Source organism: Streptococcus oricebi (genome assembly GCF_017883985.1).
In the GTDB taxonomy this organism is placed as follows: domain Bacteria; phylum Bacillota; class Bacilli; order Lactobacillales; family Streptococcaceae; genus Streptococcus; species Streptococcus oricebi.
This window is the reverse complement of record NZ_PRDG01000001.1, coordinates 110,182-129,668: the sequence shown is the minus strand read 5'-3', so window position 1 is coordinate 129,668 and position 19,487 is coordinate 110,182. Positions and strand designations below refer to the sequence as shown.

Annotated in this window: 16 protein-coding genes and 2 tRNA genes (1 of these 18 running past the window's edge); 14 read left to right on the top strand and 4 right to left on the bottom strand. The window is 45.5% G+C overall.

From position 1 onward, the window contains the following. Window positions 1-14 precede the first annotated feature (14 nt). The 10 genes from C4K46_RS00535 to rpsA all read left to right on the top strand — a co-directional run bounded on the left by C4K46_RS00535 (window position 15) and on the right by rpsA (window position 7,858). Window positions 15-602, top strand: a complete 588-nt coding sequence (locus tag C4K46_RS00535; RefSeq protein WP_209626307.1) for an HD domain-containing protein — start codon at window positions 15-17, stop codon at window positions 600-602. A gap of 23 nt (window positions 603-625) precedes the next feature. Next, window positions 626-997 (top strand): GNAT family N-acetyltransferase, encoded by a 372-nt coding sequence (locus C4K46_RS00530; protein ID WP_245335092.1) that lies wholly within the window; start codon window positions 626-628, stop codon window positions 995-997. A gap of 16 nt (window positions 998-1,013) precedes the next feature. Next, a complete protein-coding gene (locus C4K46_RS00525; RefSeq protein WP_245335091.1) occupies window positions 1,014-1,370 on the top strand; it encodes a hypothetical protein in 357 nt (118 codons plus the stop codon). Between the two features lie 145 nt (window positions 1,371-1,515). Next, on the top strand, window positions 1,516-3,972 hold the full coding sequence (gene parC / locus C4K46_RS00520) for a DNA topoisomerase IV subunit A (RefSeq protein WP_209626303.1): 2,457 nt from the start codon (window positions 1,516-1,518) through the stop codon (window positions 3,970-3,972). Window positions 3,973-4,165: 193 nt separating this feature from the next. Continuing rightward, complete coding sequence (locus C4K46_RS00515; protein ID WP_209626300.1) at window positions 4,166-5,188, top strand: branched-chain amino acid aminotransferase; 1,023 nt, start codon at window positions 4,166-4,168, stop codon at window positions 5,186-5,188. A gap of 13 nt (window positions 5,189-5,201) precedes the next feature. Next, on the top strand, window positions 5,202-5,933 hold the full coding sequence (locus C4K46_RS00510) for a hypothetical protein (protein ID WP_209626299.1): 732 nt from the start codon (window positions 5,202-5,204) through the stop codon (window positions 5,931-5,933). Between the two features lie 89 nt (window positions 5,934-6,022). Next, the gene (locus C4K46_RS00505) at window positions 6,023-6,253 is read left to right on the top strand and encodes a DUF2969 domain-containing protein (protein WP_209626297.1); all 231 of its coding nucleotides are present in this window, start codon (window positions 6,023-6,025) and stop codon (window positions 6,251-6,253) included. A gap of 79 nt (window positions 6,254-6,332) precedes the next feature. Then, a tRNA-Tyr gene (locus C4K46_RS00500) sits at window positions 6,333-6,413 on the top strand. A 9-nt stretch (window positions 6,414-6,422) separates the two neighbouring features. After that, window positions 6,423-6,494: transfer RNA gene (locus C4K46_RS00495), tRNA-Gln, on the top strand. Between the two features lie 161 nt (window positions 6,495-6,655). Next, on the top strand, window positions 6,656-7,858 hold the full coding sequence (gene rpsA / locus C4K46_RS00490) for a 30S ribosomal protein S1 (RefSeq protein WP_209626295.1): 1,203 nt from the start codon (window positions 6,656-6,658) through the stop codon (window positions 7,856-7,858). Window positions 7,859-8,432: 574 nt separating this feature from the next. Here rpsA and birA read toward each other — a convergent pair. The 3 genes from birA to C4K46_RS00475 all read right to left on the bottom strand — a co-directional run bounded on the left by birA (window position 8,433) and on the right by C4K46_RS00475 (window position 11,279). After that, on the bottom strand, window positions 8,433-9,368 hold the full coding sequence (gene birA / locus C4K46_RS00485) for a bifunctional biotin--[acetyl-CoA-carboxylase] ligase/biotin operon repressor BirA (RefSeq protein WP_209626293.1): 936 nt from the start codon (window positions 9,366-9,368) through the stop codon (window positions 8,433-8,435). 10 nt (window positions 9,369-9,378) lie between these two features. Continuing rightward, window positions 9,379-10,380: a LacI family DNA-binding transcriptional regulator gene (locus C4K46_RS00480; protein WP_209626291.1), complete on the bottom strand. Its 1,002-nt coding sequence runs from the start codon at window positions 10,378-10,380 to the stop codon at window positions 9,379-9,381. A gap of 68 nt (window positions 10,381-10,448) precedes the next feature. Next, the gene (locus tag C4K46_RS00475) at window positions 10,449-11,279 is read right to left on the bottom strand and encodes an AraC family transcriptional regulator (RefSeq protein ID WP_209626289.1); all 831 of its coding nucleotides are present in this window, start codon (window positions 11,277-11,279) and stop codon (window positions 10,449-10,451) included. Window positions 11,280-11,382: 103 nt separating this feature from the next. On the opposite strand from C4K46_RS00475, the gene C4K46_RS00470 reads away from it, so the two are divergent. The 3 genes from C4K46_RS00470 (at window position 11,383) to galT (ending at window position 16,321) form a co-directional block, all read left to right on the top strand. Further along, window positions 11,383-13,548: an alpha-galactosidase gene (locus C4K46_RS00470; RefSeq protein ID WP_209626287.1), complete on the top strand. Its 2,166-nt coding sequence runs from the start codon at window positions 11,383-11,385 to the stop codon at window positions 13,546-13,548. A gap of 81 nt (window positions 13,549-13,629) precedes the next feature. Then, window positions 13,630-14,808: a galactokinase gene (locus C4K46_RS00465; protein WP_209626286.1), complete on the top strand. Its 1,179-nt coding sequence runs from the start codon at window positions 13,630-13,632 to the stop codon at window positions 14,806-14,808. 13 nt (window positions 14,809-14,821) lie between these two features. Next, window positions 14,822-16,321 (top strand): UDP-glucose--hexose-1-phosphate uridylyltransferase, encoded by a 1,500-nt coding sequence (gene galT, locus C4K46_RS00460; protein WP_209626285.1) that lies wholly within the window; start codon window positions 14,822-14,824, stop codon window positions 16,319-16,321. 73 nt (window positions 16,322-16,394) lie between these two features. Here the strand turns inward: galT and C4K46_RS00455 are convergent, their stop codons facing one another. Further along, window positions 16,395-17,249 carry a CPBP family intramembrane glutamic endopeptidase gene (locus tag C4K46_RS00455; protein ID WP_209626284.1) on the bottom strand — a complete coding sequence of 285 codons (855 nt, stop codon included), beginning with the start codon at window positions 17,247-17,249 and terminating at the stop codon, window positions 16,395-16,397. A gap of 309 nt (window positions 17,250-17,558) precedes the next feature. Between C4K46_RS00455 and C4K46_RS00450 the strand changes: the two genes are divergently transcribed. Beyond that, window positions 17,559-19,487: the start of a ZmpA/ZmpB/ZmpC family metallo-endopeptidase gene (locus C4K46_RS00450; RefSeq protein ID WP_476756096.1), read on the top strand. Its footprint extends 6,711 nt past the window's final position; the window shows 1,929 of its 8,640 coding nt (coding positions 1-1,929); it begins with the start codon at window positions 17,559-17,561; the stop codon falls past the right edge of the window.

Here is a 19,487-nt window from a genome sequence, read left to right as displayed (position 1 = left end):
AGAAAGGAGTTTCCATGAACAAACTTTATCAGCAACTGGCTTTTATCAATGAGCTTGAAAAATTAAAGACGGTTAAGCGAGGGAACTTGACCCTTGATGATTTTCGTTTTGAAAATAGTGCTGAGCACTCTTGGCAGGCGGCCATGTGTGCCCTTGTTTTTCGGGAATATTTTCCCCAAGCCCTGAATATGGGCAAGGTGCTGGAGCTTTTGCTGGTGCATGAACTGGGAGAAATGCGGGCTGGTGATACCTCGGTCTTTGATGAGGTGGGCAAGGCCGACTCCTTTGAGCGGGAGTTGGCAGCCATGAAAGTGTCTGTCAGCAAGCTCCCCAAGGAGCAGGCGCAAGAGATGGCTGACTTGTGGCTAGAGTTTGAAAAAGGCTCCTCAGCAGAGGCTCGTTATAGCCGAGTCATTGATGCGCTGATACCCCTTATCAATCATGTCAAGGTGGCAGAGGAGAACTATAATCCAGCCAGCTTGACCAAGACCCAGGTCCTAGCCAAAAAGAAGTTTATCAAGGACCAAGCTCCTGCTCTCTGGCCCTTGGTGCAAGAGCTAATCCATCAAAGTGTGACCAAGGGACTTTATCTGGATAAGTAGAGGGGTTCTTTATGGATAATATCATGTTACGTAGAGCAAGTCCTAGCGACCTTGACGGGCTTTTGGCCCTTTATCAAGCAGAGCAGTGGACCAATTTTACCAAGGAAAAAGTGGCAGCTATGCTTGCAGCAACCGCTTCGGTCTGTCTAGTGTTGGAAGAGGCAGGCCAGATTATCGGCTTTGCCCGCTACATCACCGACGGCGTCGAGATGACCTTTGTCGGCGAAATCATCATTGCCAAAAGTCACCGCAGACAAGGCCTGGGGCGCAGATTGATTGAGGAAATTCAATCGCGACTGCCAGCGACTAGAATTGAGCTCGCGTCAGAAGAAGACGGCTTTTACAAGGCACTAGGCTTTGTCCCAATCGGCAGCGCCCTGCGCTTGAGGAAATAAAATTGGAGACAGACAAATGAAAAAAATAGCGATTCTTTTTGCTTTGTTCCTATCTCTGGGGCTTTTGGTGGCTTGTAGCAAAGCCAAAACGCCTGACTTACCTTGGCTGAAAGGAAAATGGTACAGCGAGGACTGGAAAGTCACTTACCAATTTTCGGAAAAAAACGGAAAGTGGGAAGTTAGAGAGCAAGATAATCTTATCTCCAGTGAAACGATTGTTAAAAGCAAATCGAACAAGGAATTTGACTTACTGATTAGTAAGGGAAGAGTTCTTCGCATTCAAAAAATAACTGACACAGAAATATACCTCCAAAAAACGGTAACCCAAAATGAAGGTACGACACAGAGTGTCAAATTTGTGAAAAAGAATTGAGCAAGGGCAAGCGTTCTTGTATCTAAAAGAAAGGGAATTGAACCCGCCCTAAAAGCTGTGTAAAAAAGATAAATCGTCTAGAAAATCAGGATTTTCTGCCGATTTCCTATTTTTACTTTGTTTTTTTACGGGCTTGGTATCTTATATGTCAAACATACAAAACATGTCCCTGGAGGACATCATGGGAGAGCGCTTTGGGCGCTACTCCAAATACATCATTCAAGAGCGGGCCCTGCCCGATATTCGCGACGGTCTGAAGCCCGTTCAGCGGCGCATCCTTTATTCCATGAATAAGGACGGTAATACCTTTGATAAGGGTTACCGTAAGTCGGCCAAGTCGGTCGGAAACATCATGGGGAATTTTCACCCGCATGGGGACAGTTCCATTTACGATGCTATGGTTCGTATGTCCCAGGACTGGAAAAATCGCGAGATTTTGGTCGAAATGCATGGTAATAATGGTTCTATGGACGGGGATCCGCCTGCGGCCATGCGTTATACCGAAGCCCGTCTGTCAGAGATGGCAGGCTACTTGCTAGAGGACATCGAAAAGAATACCGTGCCTTTTGCCTGGAACTTCGATGATACGGAGAAGGAGCCAACGGTTCTGCCAGCTGCCTTTCCTAATCTTCTGGTCAATGGGGCAACAGGGATTTCGGCAGGTTATGCGACAGATATTCCGCCCCATAATCTAGCTGAAGTAATTGACGCTGTGATTTATATGATTGATCACCCGGCTGCCAAGGTTGATAGACTGATGGACTTTTTGCCGGGACCTGATTTTCCGACTGGAGCCATTATTCAGGGCCGCGACGAAATCAAAAAAGCCTATGAAACAGGTAAGGGGCGCGTGGTTGTGCGCTCCAAGACCGAGATTGAAAAGCTAAAAGGCGGCAAGGAGCAAATCATCGTTACCGAAATTCCTTATGAAATCAATAAGGCTGTTTTGGTTAAGAAAATTGATGATGTGCGGGTCAATAATAAGGTAACAGGCATTGCCGAAGTGCGGGACGAATCTGACCGTGACGGTCTACGCATTGCTATTGAGCTCAAGAAAGACGCCAATACCGAGCTTATTCTCAACTACCTTTTCAAATATACCGACTTGCAGGTCAATTATAACTTCAATATGGTGGCCATTGACAATTTCACGCCGCAACAAGTGGGGCTTGTGCCCATTCTGACTAGCTATATCGCCCACCGTAAGGAAATTATCCTGGCTCGTTCTCGTTTTGATAAGGCCAAGGCTGAAAAGCGTCTCCATATCGTAGAGGGCTTGATTCGGGTCATTTCCATTTTGGATGAGGTTATCGCTTTGATTCGGGCTTCTGAGAATAAGGCGGATGCCAAGGAAAATCTTAAGGTTTCCTATGAGTTCACCGAGGAGCAGGCTGAGGCCATTGTTACCCTACAACTTTATCGCTTGACCAATACCGATGTGGTTGTTTTGCAGGAAGAAGAAGCAGAATTGCGCGAGAAGATTGCTATGCTTGCGGCCATTATCGGAGATGAACGGACCATGTTTAATCTGATGAAGCGTGAGCTAAGGGAGGTCAAGAAAAAGTTTGCCAATCCTCGCCGCTCTGAATTGCAGGATAGGGCCAATGCCATTGAGATTGATACAGCCAGTCTAATCGTTGAGGAAGAAACCTTTGTCAGCGTGACTCGCAGTGGCTACATCAAGCGGACCAGTCCTCGCTCTTACAATGCCTCTACTCTAGCAGAAGTTGGCAAGAGAGATGATGACCGCCTTCTCTTTGTCAGCCAGGCCAAGACAACCCAGCATTTGCTGATTTTTACCACTTTGGGAAATGTCATCTACCGACCCATTCATGAACTCTCTGACATTCGTTGGAAGGATATCGGGGAGCACCTGAGCCAGACTATCAGCAATTTTGAAAATCGTGAGCAGGTGCTCTATGTAGACCTTTTGGATAAGATGGACGAGGGTGTCTATATGGCAGTCAGTCGACTGGGCCAAATCAAGCGGGTTGAACGCAAAGAGTTCGCGCCATGGCGGACCTATAAGTCCAAGTCTGTCAAGTATGCCAAATTGAAAAATGAAGAGGATGAGATTATCACCCTCTCACCTATTCAGTCAGAAGATGTCATGTTAGTGACTTATAAGGGCTATGCCCTGCGCTTTAATATTCAGGAAGTACCGATTGTCGGAGCCAAGGCAGCGGGAGTCAAGGCCATTAACCTCAAGGGAGACGATGTTCTAGCTAGTGCCTTTATTGTCGAGAGCGACTCTTTTTACCTCCTGACCCAGCGTGGCTCGCTCAAGCGGATGGCTGTCAAGGAGATTCCAGCGACTTCCCGGGCCAATCGTGGGCTACAAGTTCTGCGTGAGCTTAAAAATAAGCCTCACCGTGTTCAGATAGCTGGTCCGGTCTTGGGCCAAGCGCCGGCAGACTTGGATTTATTTACAACAGAAGAAGCCTTAGTAGAGCAAGGCCAAACCTTAGAAGTCATCTCTAAAACAAATCAAGTTTACCAGGTTGACCTACCTAATCTCTCCCTATCAGAAAGAACCAGCAATGGTAGCTTTATTTCAGATAGTATTAGTGACCAAAAGGTCATGGAGGCCTATCTTAAATAAGAGTTTTTGATTCTAAGGACCAGAAGGAATCAGTTTAAGGCTGGTTTCTTCTTTATTAAAAGAATTTTCAGAATTTTATGAAAAACTATTGAAAATATCTCAAAAAGGTGTAAAATAGAAACAATCAGAATTTTATTGTGCTTATCAATCGGATTTTGCTTAAGCACAAATATTTTAGTCGAGGAGTGCCTTTATGACAGTAAATTTAGACTGGGAAAATCTTGGATTTTCCTATATGAAATTACCCTACCGCTACATCGCTTACTACCGGAATGGTCAGTGGGAACAAGGAGAATTGACAGAAGATGCAACCCTGCATATCTCCGAGTCGTCTCCTAGCCTCCATTATGGTCAGCAGGCCTTTGAGGGGCTCAAGGCTTATCGGACCAAGGACGGTAGTATCCAGCTTTTTCGACCTGACCAGAATGCGGAACGCCTGCAAAGAACGGCCGACAGACTCCTTATGCCACAAGTTCCGACAGATATGTTTGTTGAGGCGGTCAAGCAAGTCGTTCGCGCCAATGAAGATTATGTCCCGCCTTATGGTACCGGTGGTACTCTCTATATCCGGCCTCTCTTGATTGGGGTTGGGGACATTATCGGGGTAAAACCAGCTGATGAGTATATCTTTACTATCTTCGTTATGCCGGTTGGTAATTACTTCAAAGGGGGTCTGACTCCAACCAACTTCATAGTCTCCCAAGACTATGACCGGGCGGCTCCTCATGGTACTGGCGCAGCCAAGGTGGGAGGAAACTATGCAGCTAGCCTTTTACCAGGTAAAATGGCCAAGGATAAGAAATTTTCAGATGTGATTTATCTGGATCCCGCTACCCATACCAAGATTGAAGAAGTCGGATCTGCCAATTTCTTTGGGATTACCAAGGATAATGAATTTGTGACTCCGCTTAGCCCCTCTATTTTGCCTTCCATCACCAAGTACTCGCTCCTCTATCTGGCAGAGCACAAACTTGGTCTCAAGCCGGTAGAAGGAGATGTAGCGATTGCTGATTTGGACCGCTTTGTTGAAGCAGGAGCTTGTGGAACGGCTGCCGTGATTTCGCCAATCGGAGGGATTCAGAACGGCGACGATTTCCATGTTTTTTATAGCGAGACAGAGGTGGGACCAGTCACCCGCAAGCTCTACGATGAATTAACAGGTATCCAATTCGGTGATGTAGAAGCACCAGCAGGTTGGATTGTCAAGGTGGATTAAAGGAAAATCTGGCATGGAATATTTGATAGCTAGCAATGACCAAGAGGAATTTACAGCTTATCAAGCCTTTATTGGTCGTGCTCGTCCGCAAGTGGAAAAGTATATCAAAAAACTTGAGGAAGATTATCGTCTGATAGAATTGCCTAAAGGATTAGTTCTGGCAAATGTTCATCAGGCTACCGAAGTTTTATCGCAAAAATCAATAGCTGCCTATACAAATGCCCATTTCATTACTCTAACACCAGATGTAACTTATTGGAAAGAGCTATTTTTGCGCACAGTAGAGGGAGTAGAACATCATTTAGTTGATGAATTTTATCAGGATTACAGCGAAATTGATGTTCTGCAAGTTCTAGGACATGAACTCGCCCACCATTCAGATTTGTTTTTAGATGATTTTGAGGACAATCGGACAGCGATGTGGTTTGAAGAGGGAATGGTGGAATACTTGTCAGCGAAAATGCTTTTACCGCCGAAACGTTTTGAGCAAAAACTAGCGCTTGAGCGTTATTTGGTAGATAATCTAAAAGACAAATACGGTCGAGCTGGCTTAGAAAGTTTTACTGTTGAGACTTATCAAGAGTCTATTCAAGCTATCTTTTACCAATATTGGCGTAGTTTTGTGACTGTAAAAGATTTGGTTGAACAGTACGGCAACAATCCTTTGGCAGTGTTTGAAGTATATCACGATTGGTTTTACTCAGAAAAAGCTGTTCATTTTTCTACTTATTTGGGATTAAATTGAAAGAACTGTCTATTTTAAGACGGTTTTTCTCATAAGACTTGCTTCTGAACGGCTTTTTTTGTACAATAGTTTCTTGAAAGAGGTAGAAAATGAGTAAAAAAGATAAGAAAATTGAAATCCAGCTTGCAGATAGCTCGGTCAAGGTTGGCCAAGAGGAATATCCAGGTTATAGCCTGTCTATCGGTAAAAAAGTCATCGGAGAGATTGCTGAATTAGACCAGCAATTCGCCATTATCAAGGCAGGGAATGTAGATAGTTTTCATAAGAAATTGGAAGCTGCGGTAGAAAATTTGATTGAAAGCTACAATTTAGGTAAATAATCCCTTGATTTTTCATTTGATTCATGTTACAATAGATTGCGTTGATTGTATATGAACTATCTGACAAGAGACAGGCAAAGGAGAGATAGCGAAGAGGCTAAACGCGGCGGACTGTAAATCCGCTCCTTCGGGTTCGGGGGTTCGAATCCCTCTCTCTCCATCTTAATAATGGGGTATAGCCAAGCGGTAAGGCAAGGGACTTTGACTCCCTCATGCGTTGGTTCGAATCCAGCTACCCCAGTTCTTAGGTAATCTATCAGGGGGAGGTAAAATATCTTAGGGGTATTTTATTTCTTTATAGCCTGATAAAAACGTTAAAGATAAATTTAGATGTCCTTGCGGTGCTTAGGAAAATATTATAGTATGTCAAGCGAAAGCTTGATTGTTGGAGGATTTTTTTAGATGAATGAATTTGAAGATTTGCTAAACAGTGTTAGCCAAGTTGAGCCGGGTGATGTTGTTACTGCTGAAGTATTGACCGTTGACGCAAACCAAGCTAATGTTGCAATCTCTGGTACAGGTGTAGAAGGCGTTTTGACTCTTCGCGAGTTGACTAATGATCGTGACGCTGATATTAACGAACTTGTGAAACCAGGCGAAACACTTGAATTGCTTGTTCTTCGTCAAGTAGTGGGTAAAGACACAGATACAGTTACTTACCTAGTATCTAAAAAACGTTTAGAAGCTCGCAAGGCTTGGGACAAATTAGTTGGTCGTGAAGAAGAAGTTGTTACTGTTAAGGGAACTCGCTCTGTTAAGGGTGGACTTTCAGTAGAATTTGAAGGACTTCGTGGTTTCATTCCAGCTTCAATGCTTGATACACGCTTTGTTCGTAATACTGAACGCTTTGTTGGTCAAGAGTTTAACGCAAAAATCAAGGAAGTGGATCCAAAAGAAAACCGCTTTATCCTTTCTCGCCGTGAAGTTGTGGAAGCTGAAGCAGCAGCAGCACGCGCAGAAGTATTTGGTAAGCTAAATGTTGGTGATGTAGTAACTGGTAAGGTTGCACGTTTGACTAGCTTTGGTGCCTTTATCGATTTGGGTGGTGTAGATGGTTTGGTTCACTTGACTGAATTGTCACACGAACGCAACGTTTCACCTAAGTCTGTTGTTTCAGTTGGTGAAGAAATCGAAGTGAAAGTCCTTGACTTGAACGAAGAAGAAGGTCGCGTATCCCTATCACTTAAGGCAACCACCCCTGGACCATGGGATGGTGTTGAGCAAAAATTAGCTTCTGGTGATGTAATTGAAGGAACTGTAAAACGCTTGACTGACTTCGGTGCCTTTGTTGAAGTCTTGCCAGGTATTGATGGTTTGGTACACATCTCACAAATTTCACACAAACGTGTTGAAAATCCAAAAGATGCCCTTAAGGTTGGTCAAGAAGTGACTGTTAAGGTCTTGGATGTTAACGCTGCTGACGAACGTGTATCTCTTTCTATCAAGGCCCTTGAAGAGCGTCCAGCTCAAGAAGAAGGCCAAAAAGATGAGAAACGTCAATCACGTCCACGTCGTCCAAAACGTCAAGAAAAACGTGACTTTGAACTTCCAGAAACTCAAACTGGATTCTCAATGGCAGACCTCTTTGGTGACATTGAATTATAATTTAACAGTAAAAAGAGCTGAATTTCAGCTCTTTTTCTATTTTTTAGGACAAAGCTAAATTTCAAGTCTGAACTAATCGCTTAAGATAAATCATCTAGGAGATAAATAAGGCTTTTTGTCACTATTTGCCAAGTGTTCCAAGGGCTTTCTCTAGAAGAAGTATAGAATAGCTTCTCTGAGTTATGAGGTAATATATCGTCCCGAAAAGACGTTGTACAGCGACAATCCTATGTGGCTTCGTTGAAGTGACTTGCGATTGTCCTTTTCATTTTTCGTAGAAGTCCTTGCTTGGAAAAGAGACAACTAGATTCTAATATTGTTAAGCAGTTGGCGTAGCTAGCAGTTGTTCCAATTTAGAAAAAGTGATTTGGCCCCTTTGAGAAGTTGATTGGAGATTTCTTGACTACTACTCTTAGTATGTTTTTTTACAATCAAAAGCTCCTATCATCTCTGCGATGGATTTACCCACTACAGATATTATAGAGCCGATATTATAGGGCCAAAAATAAGAGCTTTGAGCTGGACCCTTTAGGTAGCTCAAGGCTCTTTTACTATTTTCTAAGCTTTCTAAGCTCTACCAGGATTGGAGGGAAACCTCGCCACTGGCTAGCCAGATTTCTTGGCCATCGGCTAGTTGGATTAAGAGCTGGCCCTTATCGGAGATTTCCTTGGCTAGGCCCTGGTAGTTCTCTTGGTTTTTCAGAAAACGGACCTGCCGATTTAGGACTAGCGAGCGTTTCTTGTAGAGGTAAATCAACTGGTCACTAGGAAGCTGGTAGAAGCATTTCCAAATCTCACCAATGAGCTCATTGCGACTAATGGGTGGATTTTGCTTAAAGAGGGAGCCAGCCTTGTCTTTTATCTGGTCTGGAAAATCACTGATACAAAAGTTAAAGCCTACACCGATAATCAAATCGGTGACTAGGCCGGTCTCAATCGAGCTGGTGGCTTCGGTCAGGATACCGGCTATTTTTTTATTTTGGTAGTAGATATCGTTGACCCATTTGATATCGACATCGATTAGGGTCAAATTTTTGATGGCCTGATAAATAGCTCCTGCAGTCAGCAGGGTATAGGCAGGGACCTGGTCAAAGGGGAGGTTGGGCCTTAGGTGGAGGGACATATAAAAGCCTCCCTGCTTGGGAGAGTAGAAGTCCCGGCCGAAGCGTCCACGGCCAGCGGATTGTGAACTGGCTAGATAGAGGTGGTTGCTGGCTTGGTTGGCCTCTATTCCAGCCTTGGCATCCAGCTGGGTTGATTGGCAGTGGGGATTGATGGAGACGGTAATGGGAGCTATCTCTTCGATTTTTTCAGGAATCAGTAGGTCGCCTGATGTGAGTCGATAACCGCGATTTTTTAGGGAGTCAATCTCAAGCCCTTCTTTTTCCAAGCGTTGAATAGCCTTCCAAATGGAGGTTCGGGAGATGCCCAGGTCTTGGGCTAGTTTTTCTCCGCTAATGTAGTCTGAACTCTGACTAAGGAGATCAAAAAGTCTTTCATAGGTTTTCATCTGGGCTCCTTTACAAACTGCTCTCTCGTAGGGTCAGTCGGCTAGCAAGTTTGACCATATAAGGGATTTTTTCCTCGCTGGTCTCTAGCTCTTCCTTTAGGATTGCAACGGCCTTGCGACCCATGTCCTTGGTAAAGACGGTGACACTGCTTAAGCTGGGGTAGACATAGCTAGCGATGGAGGTGTCATTAAAGGAGATGAGGCTGACGTCTTTAGGAATGGCAAAGCCAGCCTCTTGGAGGGCCCGAATAGCCCCGATAGCTAGGGCATCACTGGCTAGGAAAAAGGCCTGGGGAAAGTCCTCCCTCAAGTCCTCAATCATCTCTTTCATCATCTGGTAGCCGCTTTCTGATGAGAACTTGCCAATTTTTAGATAGTTTTCTTGGTAGAGGTCTTTGGGGCCCAGATAGGTCTTAAAGGCTTCTAGGCGTGGGTCTGGTAGGGTTAGGCTCTGGTCAGAGGTTTGCTCCTGGCCTGATAGCATACCAATCTTTTTCAGCCCCTTGGACAGAAAGTGATCAAGCAGGGAGACAACCGAGTGTTCAAAGTCGCTAGTCACACAGCTATGGCCGAAGGCCAAACTGTCGCTATCGACAAAGACTAGGTGGGAGCTAGCCTGCTCTAAGTTTTGAATCTGCTGGGGGCTAAATTTACCAATGGCAATGATACCATCTAGCTGACCAAGTTGGTCTAAGGAGTCATCATTAAAGACCCGAAAGAAATCATAACCTAGCTCTTGGAGTTGCTTTTCTGCCTCCAAGCGGATGGAATAGTAGTAGAGGTCATTGAGCTCTTCTTTTTGGGTGTACCATTCGACCAGGGCCACTCTGACCTGCTTGCTCCTAGTTTTTCGACTTTTCTGCGGTTTTTGGTAATTGACCTCTTCGGCAATGGTAAAAATCTTTTTGCGGGTTTCTTGGCTGACCGACATTGCGGGGTCGTAGTTCAATACACGAGAGACAGTAGCTGGGGAAACACCAGCGGCCTCTGCAATTTCTTTGATAGTTGCCATGGGACCTCCTATTTTCTTGCTATTATATCGTAAATGTTAGTAAAAAACAAAGGAAAGTTTAGTAAAAGCTAGTTTTTCTTACGGACCTGGCTAGGGCTTCGTTTAAAGTAGTGTTTAAAGGCCTTAGAAAAGTAGAGGGCATCGCTAAAACCAACCGAGGAGGCAATGACCTTGATGGGTTCTTGAGTGTCCTCAAGGAGCTGTTTGGCCCGCTGCATGCGGACATAAAGGAGGAGTTCCTTGGGTGAGAGCTTGCTGTATTGCTTAAAGAGGGTAGAGAGGTAGCTCCGGTGGATATTGAGCTCGCTAGCGATGGCTTGAATACTCAGTTGCTCTAAGGAATAGCGGCTTTCAATCATTCTCTTGGCTTCTAAGTAGAGTTGGTAGCTAGCCCTGCCCTTGTCCCCGCTTTCTTGGGGGGCTAGTTGTCCTAATTGAAAGAGGAGCTCATAGATTTGACCGATAAGGTGGAGCTGGTAGAGTCTGGGACTATGGGCCTGCTCGGCCTCCTTGACAATCTTTTCCAGTAATTGGCCGACTTGGAGGCTGCCTAGGCTAGTCTTGTCCTTGATAAAGGCATCTTGATAAATCTCTGACAGCTGAAAATAGTGGCTAATTTTTGTTCCGCTCAGGCCCAGCCAATAGTAAGACCAGGGCTCCTTGGAGTCTGCCTGATAGAAGGTAAGTTCATCGGGCTTGAGCAGGAAAAAATCTCCGGCTGCCAGCTCTATTACCTGGTCCTGATAGTGGAAGGTCCCCCGGCCCTGGCTGATGTAGTGGAGGACAAAATTATCCCTCAAGGCAGGCCCGAAGGAATAGCCAGCGGGGCAATCCTCGTAGCCATAGAAGTCAAGACTCAAGTCAATAGTATTGGTCTGGTATTCTGTATTGATAAACATGTCGCCACCTCCTAACTAACATTTTACCATATAGAGTCAACAAAATTCCATTTTCTATCTTAGAAATAAAAGGTAGAATAAGGCTAGTAAAGGAGGCAAGTAAATGGCAATTAAGATTGATAAAAATCTCTTTTATATCCAGAGTAAGGGCCTAAGTCTAATCCTGGAGGAAAGGGAGGGTTACTTATTGTTGAAGCATCTGGGAAAGAGAATTGATACCTATCATTTTTCCAATCAAATAATCGAGCGAGAACATACCTTTGCTCCCAACCCCAATCCGGAAAATCGGGGCTTTAGCTTGGATATTCAGCGGCAAATTTTTGGCCAGCATGGTTGGGGGGACTTTAGAGAGCCCTCCATCAGGATTCAACATGGGACCAATGATTTAACCGACTTTCGCTTTAAAGAGGCCCAGCTACTAGCAGGAGGCCTTGGGCCGCAAGGTCTCCCCCATCCTTATCCCAATCAGGAGGCAGAAAGTCTGGCCTTGATTTTGGAGGATAGTCTGGCCCAGCTCCGACTGACCCTTTATTTTACCAGTTATGAGAAAGAGGCGACAATCAGTGCTTTTGCTAAGCTGGAAAATTTGGGCTCAGAAAGGGTAGTCCTGGAGCGCTTCTTAAGTCTCTGTCTGGACTTTCCTAGGGCCGACTATGATGTGATTAGCTTTCAAGGGGCCTATGGTCGTGAAAAAAGCTTGGGACGGCAGGAGCTTAGTCAGGGCATCTTTACCGTCAGCTCCAACAGAGGGGCTTCTGGTCATAGTCAGACCCCTAGTCTTATTCTCTGTGAAAGAGAAACCAATGAAGTCTCTGGCCAAGCCTGGGCCTTCCAGCTCATGTATAGTGGAAATTTTCAGGCTTTTGTCCAGCAAAATCAAGTAGAGGAGGTCCGTCTGGGGCTAGGTATCAATGAGCAGGAGTTTTCCTGGGAGCTTGAACCTGGTCAAGATTTTCAGACTCCCTTGGCCTTGATTACCTACTCTAGTCAAGGGCTAACCCAGCTAAGCCAGGCTAGTCAGACCTTTATTCAGGGGCAGATTCTTCCCCGAAACTTTGCCTTTAAACCAAGACCTATCCTGCTCAATAATTGGGAGGCTACCTACTTTAACTTTAGTCGGAAAAAACTCCTGGACTTGCTCGATGAGGCCTCTCAACTGGGCATAGAGCTCTTTGTCTTAGATGATGGTTGGTTTGGTCAGCGTAATGATGACAGCTCCTCCTTGGGAGATTGGTCGGTCAATGAGGAAAAACTAGGAGGAAGTCTAGAAAGTTTTATTCAAGAGGTGCATGCCAAGGGATTGAAGTTTGGTTTGTGGATTGAGCCGGAGATGGTTTCCGAGGATAGTCAGCTCTATCGGGCCCATCCTGATTGGGCCATTCAAGCTCCAGGCCGCAAGCATACTTATTCGCGCAACCAGTTAATTTTGAACCTGGCCAATCCAGAGGTTCTGGCCCATCTCAAGCAGGTCTTGGATCATTTGCTTAGTCGTTATGAGATTGACTACATCAAGTGGGATATGAATCGCAATATGACCAATGTAGGCAATGGCTCAAGCTATCTGGAAACGCGGATGCAGTCCCATCGCTATATGCTGGCCTTATATGACTTGCTGGCTTATGTGACAGAAAAGCATGATCAGGTTTTATTTGAGGCCTGCTCGGGAGGAGGGGGCCGCTATGACCTGGGTATTTTGCGTTACTTCCCTCAGGTCTGGGCTAGTGATAATAGCGATGCCATTTCTCGCCTGGCTATCCAGTATGGTTCTGCCTATCTCTATCCGCCTATCACTATGGGGGCCCATGTATCGGCGATCCCCAATCATCAAATGGGGCGCTTAACCCCGCTTGCCACGCGCAGTCATGTAGCCATGATGGGCAATCTCGGCTATGAACTTGATTTGACTAACCTGTCTTCTAGCGAAAAAGAGCAGCTGGCTAGCGATCTTGCCTTTTATAAGAAAATTCGCCCCCTAGTTCAACTGGGCCGGCCTTATCGGCTCATCAACCCTAGTAAGAATAGCAATGAGTTGGCCCTGCAATTTAACTACCGAGACCAGGTCTTAGTCACCTATGTTCGGATTCAAGGAGAGATTGAGCTGATGGAGCGGACTTTAAGGTTAAAGGGCTTGGCAGAAGAAGGCCTCTATCAAGTTCAGGAGCAGGATAAGTGTTACTCGGGAGCCGAATTGATGTATGCCGGTTTAACCATGTTTTTAGCAGAGGGTGATTATTTGAGCCGACAGCTTCATCTGATTAGAATTGCCTAAATAAATTTAGTAAAATACTTGATTATTTACTAAATTTATTTTAAAATATAGGAAATAAAACGTTTTCAAAGGAGCATTCTTATGACAGAAAAACTTTCTAGCCAAGAGTTGAGGCGGGATTTTGTGGCTGTTTTTGGACAGGAAGCCGACCATACCTTCTTTTCACCAGGGCGAATCAATTTGATTGGGGAGCATACAGACTATAATGGAGGCCATGTCTTTCCAGCAGCCATTAGTCTAGGTACTTATGGGGCGGCTCGCAAACGCCAGGACCAGCTCCTGCGCTTTTACTCTGCCAATTTTGCGGATTTGGGAATTATTGAGCTAGACTTGGCCGATTTGACCTATAAAAAAGAGGACCATTGGACCAATTATCCCAAGGGGGTCCTCCACTTTCTTCAAAAGGCGGGCCATAAAATTGACCAGGGCATGGACATTTATGTCTATGGGACCATTCCCAATGGGGCAGGTCTGTCCTCCTCGGCTTCCTTAGAACTCTTGATTGGGCTGATGGCTGAGACCTTGTTTGACTTAAAGGTGAGTCGCCTGGACCTCATCAAGATTGGGAAAGAGACTGAAAATAACTTTATCGGGGTAAATTCGGGGATTATGGACCAGTTTGCCATCGGTATGGGGGCGGATCAAAAGGCCCTCTATCTGGACACCAATAGTTTGGACTATCGCTTGGTCCCGCTAGATTTGGGCGATCACCTTATCGTTATTATGAATACAAATAAGAGGCGGGAACTTGCTGACTCTAAGTATAATGAAAGGCGGGCCGAGTGTGAGGCGGCGCTCAGCGAGCTCAACCAGGTCTTGGATATTGCCAGTCTGGGTCAGTTGAGCCAGGGGGATTTTGATGAGTATAGCTACCTGATAGCGGATGAAAATCGTTTGAAAAGAGCCCGTCATGCGGTCTTGGAAAATCAAAGGACCTTGCAGGCTGAGGTAGCCCTAAAAGAGGGGGATTTGGCTAGATTTGGTCGTTTGATGAATGCTTCCCATGTTTCTCTGGAGCATGACTATCAAGTGACGGGCCTGGAACTAGACAGCTTGGTCCATGCAGCCTGGAAGCAAAAGGGGGTGCTGGGAGCCCGGATGACGGGAGCTGGTTTTGGAGGTTGTGCTCTGGCCTTGGTTAAAAAGGATGCGGTGGAAGATTTTAAAGCAGCAGTCGAGGCCAACTATTTAGCAGAGGTTGGCTATGCTCCTAGCTTTTATATTGCAGAGATAGCGTCCGGAACGCGCCTATTAGACTAGACTGGGGGATGAGATGGCTAAGAAAATATTGGAGGCTTTTGTAGATCAGTTGATTGCCAGTAGTCACTACGAGGAGTTGGACCGCCTTTATCTACAAAATCGGGTTTTGGCCTTGGTTGGTCAGATTCCTTTGACCTATGAGACAGAGCTGGAAGGCTTGATTGACCTAAAGGACCAGCTGGTTTTCCTGGCGCAAGAAGCTGGACAAATCGGCTCTAGTCTGGCGGAGCAGGAGATATTGGCTAGCCAGTTAATGGATCTAGCTAGTCCCAGTCCCAGTCAGCTCAATCGAGAATTTTGGACCAATTATCAGAAAAGTCCAGATCAGGCCCTGGCTCATTTTTACCAGCAGAGTCAAGCCAATGACTATATCAAAATCAAGGCCCTATCCAAAAATATTGCCTATCGGGTGGCCAGTCCCTATGGTGACTTGGAGATTACCATCAACCTTGCTAAGCCAGAAAAAGATCCCAAGGAAATCGCTGCGGCCAAAAAAGCCAAGCTTAGCGACTATCCCCCATGCCAACTCTGTTTTGAAAACGAAGGTTATCTAGGTCGGCTCAATCATCCGGCTAGAAGCAATCATCGGATTATCCGCCTGGACTTGCAGGGAGAGACTTGGGGCTTCCAGTATTCTCCCTATGCTTATTTTAAAGAGCACTGTATCTTTTTAGCGGCCCAGCATCGGCCCATGAAGATTGACCGGGCCAGTATGGCCAGGATTTTGGAACTAGTAGAGCTTTTTCCAGGCTACTTTGTCGGTTCCAATGCCGACTTGCCCATTGTTGGTGGCTCTATTCTTAGCCATGACCATTACCAGGGAGGCCGGCATTGCTTCCCCATGGAGCAGGCTCCGATGGAGGAAGTCTTTAGGCTCCAAGGCTTTGAGAAAGTTAAGGCCGGTATTGTGGCCTGGCCCATGTCTGTCATTCGCTTGCAGAGCAAGGATAAAGAGGCCTTGCTTGATGTGGCCGATAAAATTTTGACTGCCTGGCAGACTTATTCGGACCCTCAAGTGGGGATTCTAGCAGAATCAAAGGGAGAAAAACACCATACCATTAACCCCATTGCGAGGTTGAAACAGGGTCTGTTTGAGCTGGATTTGGTCCTGCGCGATAACCAGACTTCTAGTCAGTTCCCAGATGGTATCTACCACCCCCACCCTGATGTCCAGCACATCAAGAAGGAAAATATTGGTTTGATTGAGGTGATGGGATTAGCTATCCTTCCGCCAAGGCTCAAAGAAGAATTGAAGCAAGTAGAGGCCTTTTTGCTAGGGGAGAGTCATGAACTGGCCCCTTATCACCGGGCCTGGGCCCAAGAGCTAAAGGCCCAAAACTTTGACCTAGAAAAAGACCGGGTCCAAGAGTTGGTCCGCCAATCGGTCGGTCAAATCTTTTGTCGGGTCCTAGAAGATGCGGGGGTCTATAAGCGGGACCCTCAAGGACGAGCTGGTTTTAGGCGCTTTATAGAAAGCCTTGGTGGTCACCTCGTCCCTAGTCAGCATCACTAAAGTTCAAAAGGAAATAAAAAACACTCCCTGTTCAGACTACTTTCTGTCTGAGAGGGAATGTTTCTTGGGCTCCTTATTTTATGAGGGAGCTTTTTTTGATGGCTTGGAGATAGTAGACTATGAAGATGAGTATCAAAACACTAACTAAAATGCTGGCTTCAAAACCGTAGGCACCGCCATTAAGGAGTTGAAGCTTATCTGGTAGGCTAATCTTTAACCAAGAAGTTGGGAGTTCAAAACCGCTCACCTCACTTCCTAGGACGGGACCTAGTAAGAAGTTCCAGCCGGCATGAAAAGCAGCGGCCAGCCAGAGATTGTCATGGTAGTAGGCTATGAGGCTAAAGAGAAAACCGATTAAAAAAGTATTGATGACGCTTAGGGGAGAGGCACTGGCATTGCTAGCATGGCCTAGAGCAAAAAGTAAGGAGTTGATAAGGATAGCTAGACCTGGGCCAATCTGGATAGCTAGATTGGTAAAAATCAAACCGCGAAAGAGAAATTCTTCCATAAAGGACTGGACGCTAAAGCCGACTAGTAGGAGCAGAAAGAGGAGTGGCTGAAATTGTGGATTGAGGTTAACATGAATAGCTCCTGTCGCTAGATTGGCCAAGAAAATCAAACCTAGAATCAGGCTAGCATAGAGCCAACCCTGGAGAACATTTTTTCCAAATTTGCTTTTTTCTAGACCCAAATCTTTGAAAGAGTAGTGGCCCAAGCTAGTGATAAAAGCTAGGCAGACAAGGCAAGTGATAAAGTAAGCGCCTAGGATGGACCAAAGTTTGCCCAACTGAAAGGTAGAAATCAGCCAGGGCCGGGTCAGGGACATCACCAAAGCATATAGAAGATAGCAAACGACAAAAGGGCGCCAACCGAGCTTTTTAGCCTTAATGGCTAGCATGCTAGTATTGAGTTTGAACTGTTTGAACATGAAAACACCTCATTTTTCTAAAAAGTTTGTCTTTCTTCCCCCCTAGCTTTATTATAACACTTTCCAGCAGATAAGATAAGCCTTATCAGCCTCTTGGACAAACTTTTATAAGGGATTTTAAAAAATGATAGTTTTGGCTGAAAGTGTACATTTTTTTAAGTTGTTTTAGTTGAATATTATACTTGAATTTAATAGAATAGTATGGATTGATGTCCTTTAAAAAGCGAGTTTAGGAAACCAGTTTTGCCTGGCTGGGCGAATGATTTGCCAGTAGATTTCAGGGCTTGCTCGTGATTTTAGGATAGAAAGATGCTTTTTTCTGTAAAAGGGAGAAGAAAAAAGGGAGATAAGATGAAAAAGATGTTTAAGGGAGAAGAGCGTAGGCGCTATTCTTTTCGGAAATTGTCTGTCGGTCTAGTATCGGCGACAATCGGGAGTTCCTTCTTTATGTTTGTTCTGGGAGGACAGACACAGGAGGTTCAGGCAGAGGAGCTATCGAACGGCTCTGATCAACCTATCCGCTACCAGTATGTCAAGGAAGCTGAATTGACCGATGCGGAAAAGAATTTGATTGTCAAAGAAGTACCTAAATTAGTTGAAAGTCAGAACGATTCCTACTATTTGGTTTATCGACCTAAGGCGGGAACTGTCAATCTCGGAGCTAATCAACTCCCAAATACGGGTCACCATTATCTTAGAGAAGCTGTCTTGGCCTTGACTGGATTGTCCTTGGTCGTTTTTGTCGTTACCAAGGGACAAAAGGGCAAGAAGAGCTTAAAGGCCATGCTTTTAGTGACCAGTCTGGGAGCTAGTTTTCTAAGTCCATCAGCCCTGGCTATTGCAAACGGAGAGTTAGCCAGCTATAATCAAAGCCTGAGTCTGAAACCAGGAGAGGCCCTGCCTGCTCCTTTGGAAATTCAAGGCTATGACTATGTTGGCTACATCAAGGGAAATCAGCTGAGTCAAGCTGGGAAATTGACTGGTTCCTATCAGGCCGACCCTGTGATTGATCAAGGTCTAACCAATAAAGAGGATAAAAATGAGGGAAATTTAGGTCCCAATCAAAAGGATTCTCAGGAAAAACTAGACCAATTATCAGAAGAAGAAAGAAGAGCCGAAGAAGAGAGACGGGCCCAGGCTTTGGCTCAAGAGAAATTAAGGCAGGAAGAGGCTGCTCGTGAAAGCCAATTTGCCCGTCTGCCAATCGTTCATGACTTGCCTGAACTAGTAACAGAGGAAAGTAGCCGTATCGAGGCTGTTCCTTTTAAGACTATTGAGGAAGAAACTGAGGAGTTGGCTCAAGGAGAAAGAGAGATTGTTCAGGCCGGTGTCGAGGGAGCCCGTACAATCGTCACTCGCACTTATAGCTTAGAAGGCAAGATTCTAGAGACAGAGGAAGTTTCCAACCAAGTAACGATTGAGCCTGTCGTGCAAATTGTTAAGGTCGGCACAGCCAAAGCTAGTCAAGTCCCTAGTGATGCGCCTAAGCATGAGTTGCCAGAGGCAGTCGTAACAACTGAAGATGTAACCAGCACCGAAAGCCTACCATTCGCGACTGTGGAAGAAGCGAGCGAAGACCTAGCAGAGGGGGTTCGTGAGATTGCCCGTCCAGGTGTTGCAGGTCAAAAAACGACTGTTACCCGTATTTATAAGGTAGACGGCCAAGAAGTGGACCGTCAAGTAGTCTCAAGCCAAGAAACTCAGGCCCCAGTGGCCCAAATTGTTAAGGTCGGCACAGCCAAAGCTAGCCAGGTTCCTGGTGAAGCACCGAAACATGAGTTGCCAGAAGTCGTTGTAACTTCTAAAGACGTGACGACTGTGGAAAGCCTTCCTTATCAAACCGAGCAGGTAGAAACAGACGAATTGGCTCAAGGACAAAGCCAGGTCAAGCAGGCTGGTGTTAATGGTGAGCGTACGATTATTACCCGCCAATATGAATCTAATGGAGAATTAGTTCATAGCGAGGAAATCTCTAACCAGATTACCAAAGAAGCTGTTAAGGAAATTATTGCCGTAGGTACTGGCACAACTAGTCAAGTTCCTGGTGAAGCACCCAAGCATGAGTTGCCAGAAGCAGTTGTAACTTCTAAAGATGTAACCACTGTAGAAAGCATTCCTTATAAAACCGAGCAAGTAGAGACAGATGAATTGGCCCAAGGCCAAAGCCAGGTCAAGCAGGCTGGTGTTAATGGTGAGCGTACGATTATTACCCGCCAATATGAATCTAATGGAGAATTA

Bases quoted from the DNA above. Each gene is read 5' to 3' on its own strand.
- C4K46_RS00530 (WP_245335092.1), top strand. From the start codon at position 626: ATGTTACGTAGAGCAAGTCCTAGCGACCTTGACGGGCTTTTGGCCCTT.
- C4K46_RS00470 (WP_209626287.1), top strand. From the start codon at position 11,383: ATGGCAATTAAGATTGATAAAAATCTCTTTTATATCCAGAGTAAGGGC.
- C4K46_RS00465 (WP_209626286.1), top strand. From the start codon at position 13,630: ATGACAGAAAAACTTTCTAGCCAAGAGTTGAGGCGGGATTTTGTGGCT.
- birA (WP_209626293.1), bottom strand. From the start codon at position 9,368: ATGAAAACCTATGAAAGACTTTTTGATCTCCTTAGTCAGAGTTCAGAC.
- C4K46_RS00510 (WP_209626299.1), top strand. From the start codon at position 5,202: ATGGAATATTTGATAGCTAGCAATGACCAAGAGGAATTTACAGCTTAT.
- C4K46_RS00525 (WP_245335091.1), top strand. From the start codon at position 1,014: ATGAAAAAAATAGCGATTCTTTTTGCTTTGTTCCTATCTCTGGGGCTT.
- C4K46_RS00455 (WP_209626284.1), bottom strand. From the start codon at position 17,249: ATGTTCAAACAGTTCAAACTCAATACTAGCATGCTAGCCATTAAGGCT.
- C4K46_RS00475 (WP_209626289.1), bottom strand. From the start codon at position 11,279: ATGTTTATCAATACAGAATACCAGACCAATACTATTGACTTGAGTCTT.
- C4K46_RS00505 (WP_209626297.1), top strand. From the start codon at position 6,023: ATGAGTAAAAAAGATAAGAAAATTGAAATCCAGCTTGCAGATAGCTCG.
- C4K46_RS00515 (WP_209626300.1), top strand. From the start codon at position 4,166: ATGACAGTAAATTTAGACTGGGAAAATCTTGGATTTTCCTATATGAAA.
- C4K46_RS00535 (WP_209626307.1), top strand. From the start codon at position 15: ATGAACAAACTTTATCAGCAACTGGCTTTTATCAATGAGCTTGAAAAA.
- C4K46_RS00480 (WP_209626291.1), bottom strand. From the start codon at position 10,380: ATGGCAACTATCAAAGAAATTGCAGAGGCCGCTGGTGTTTCCCCAGCT.
- parC (WP_209626303.1), top strand. From the start codon at position 1,516: ATGTCAAACATACAAAACATGTCCCTGGAGGACATCATGGGAGAGCGC.
- rpsA (WP_209626295.1), top strand. From the start codon at position 6,656: ATGAATGAATTTGAAGATTTGCTAAACAGTGTTAGCCAAGTTGAGCCG.
- galT (WP_209626285.1), top strand. From the start codon at position 14,822: ATGGCTAAGAAAATATTGGAGGCTTTTGTAGATCAGTTGATTGCCAGT.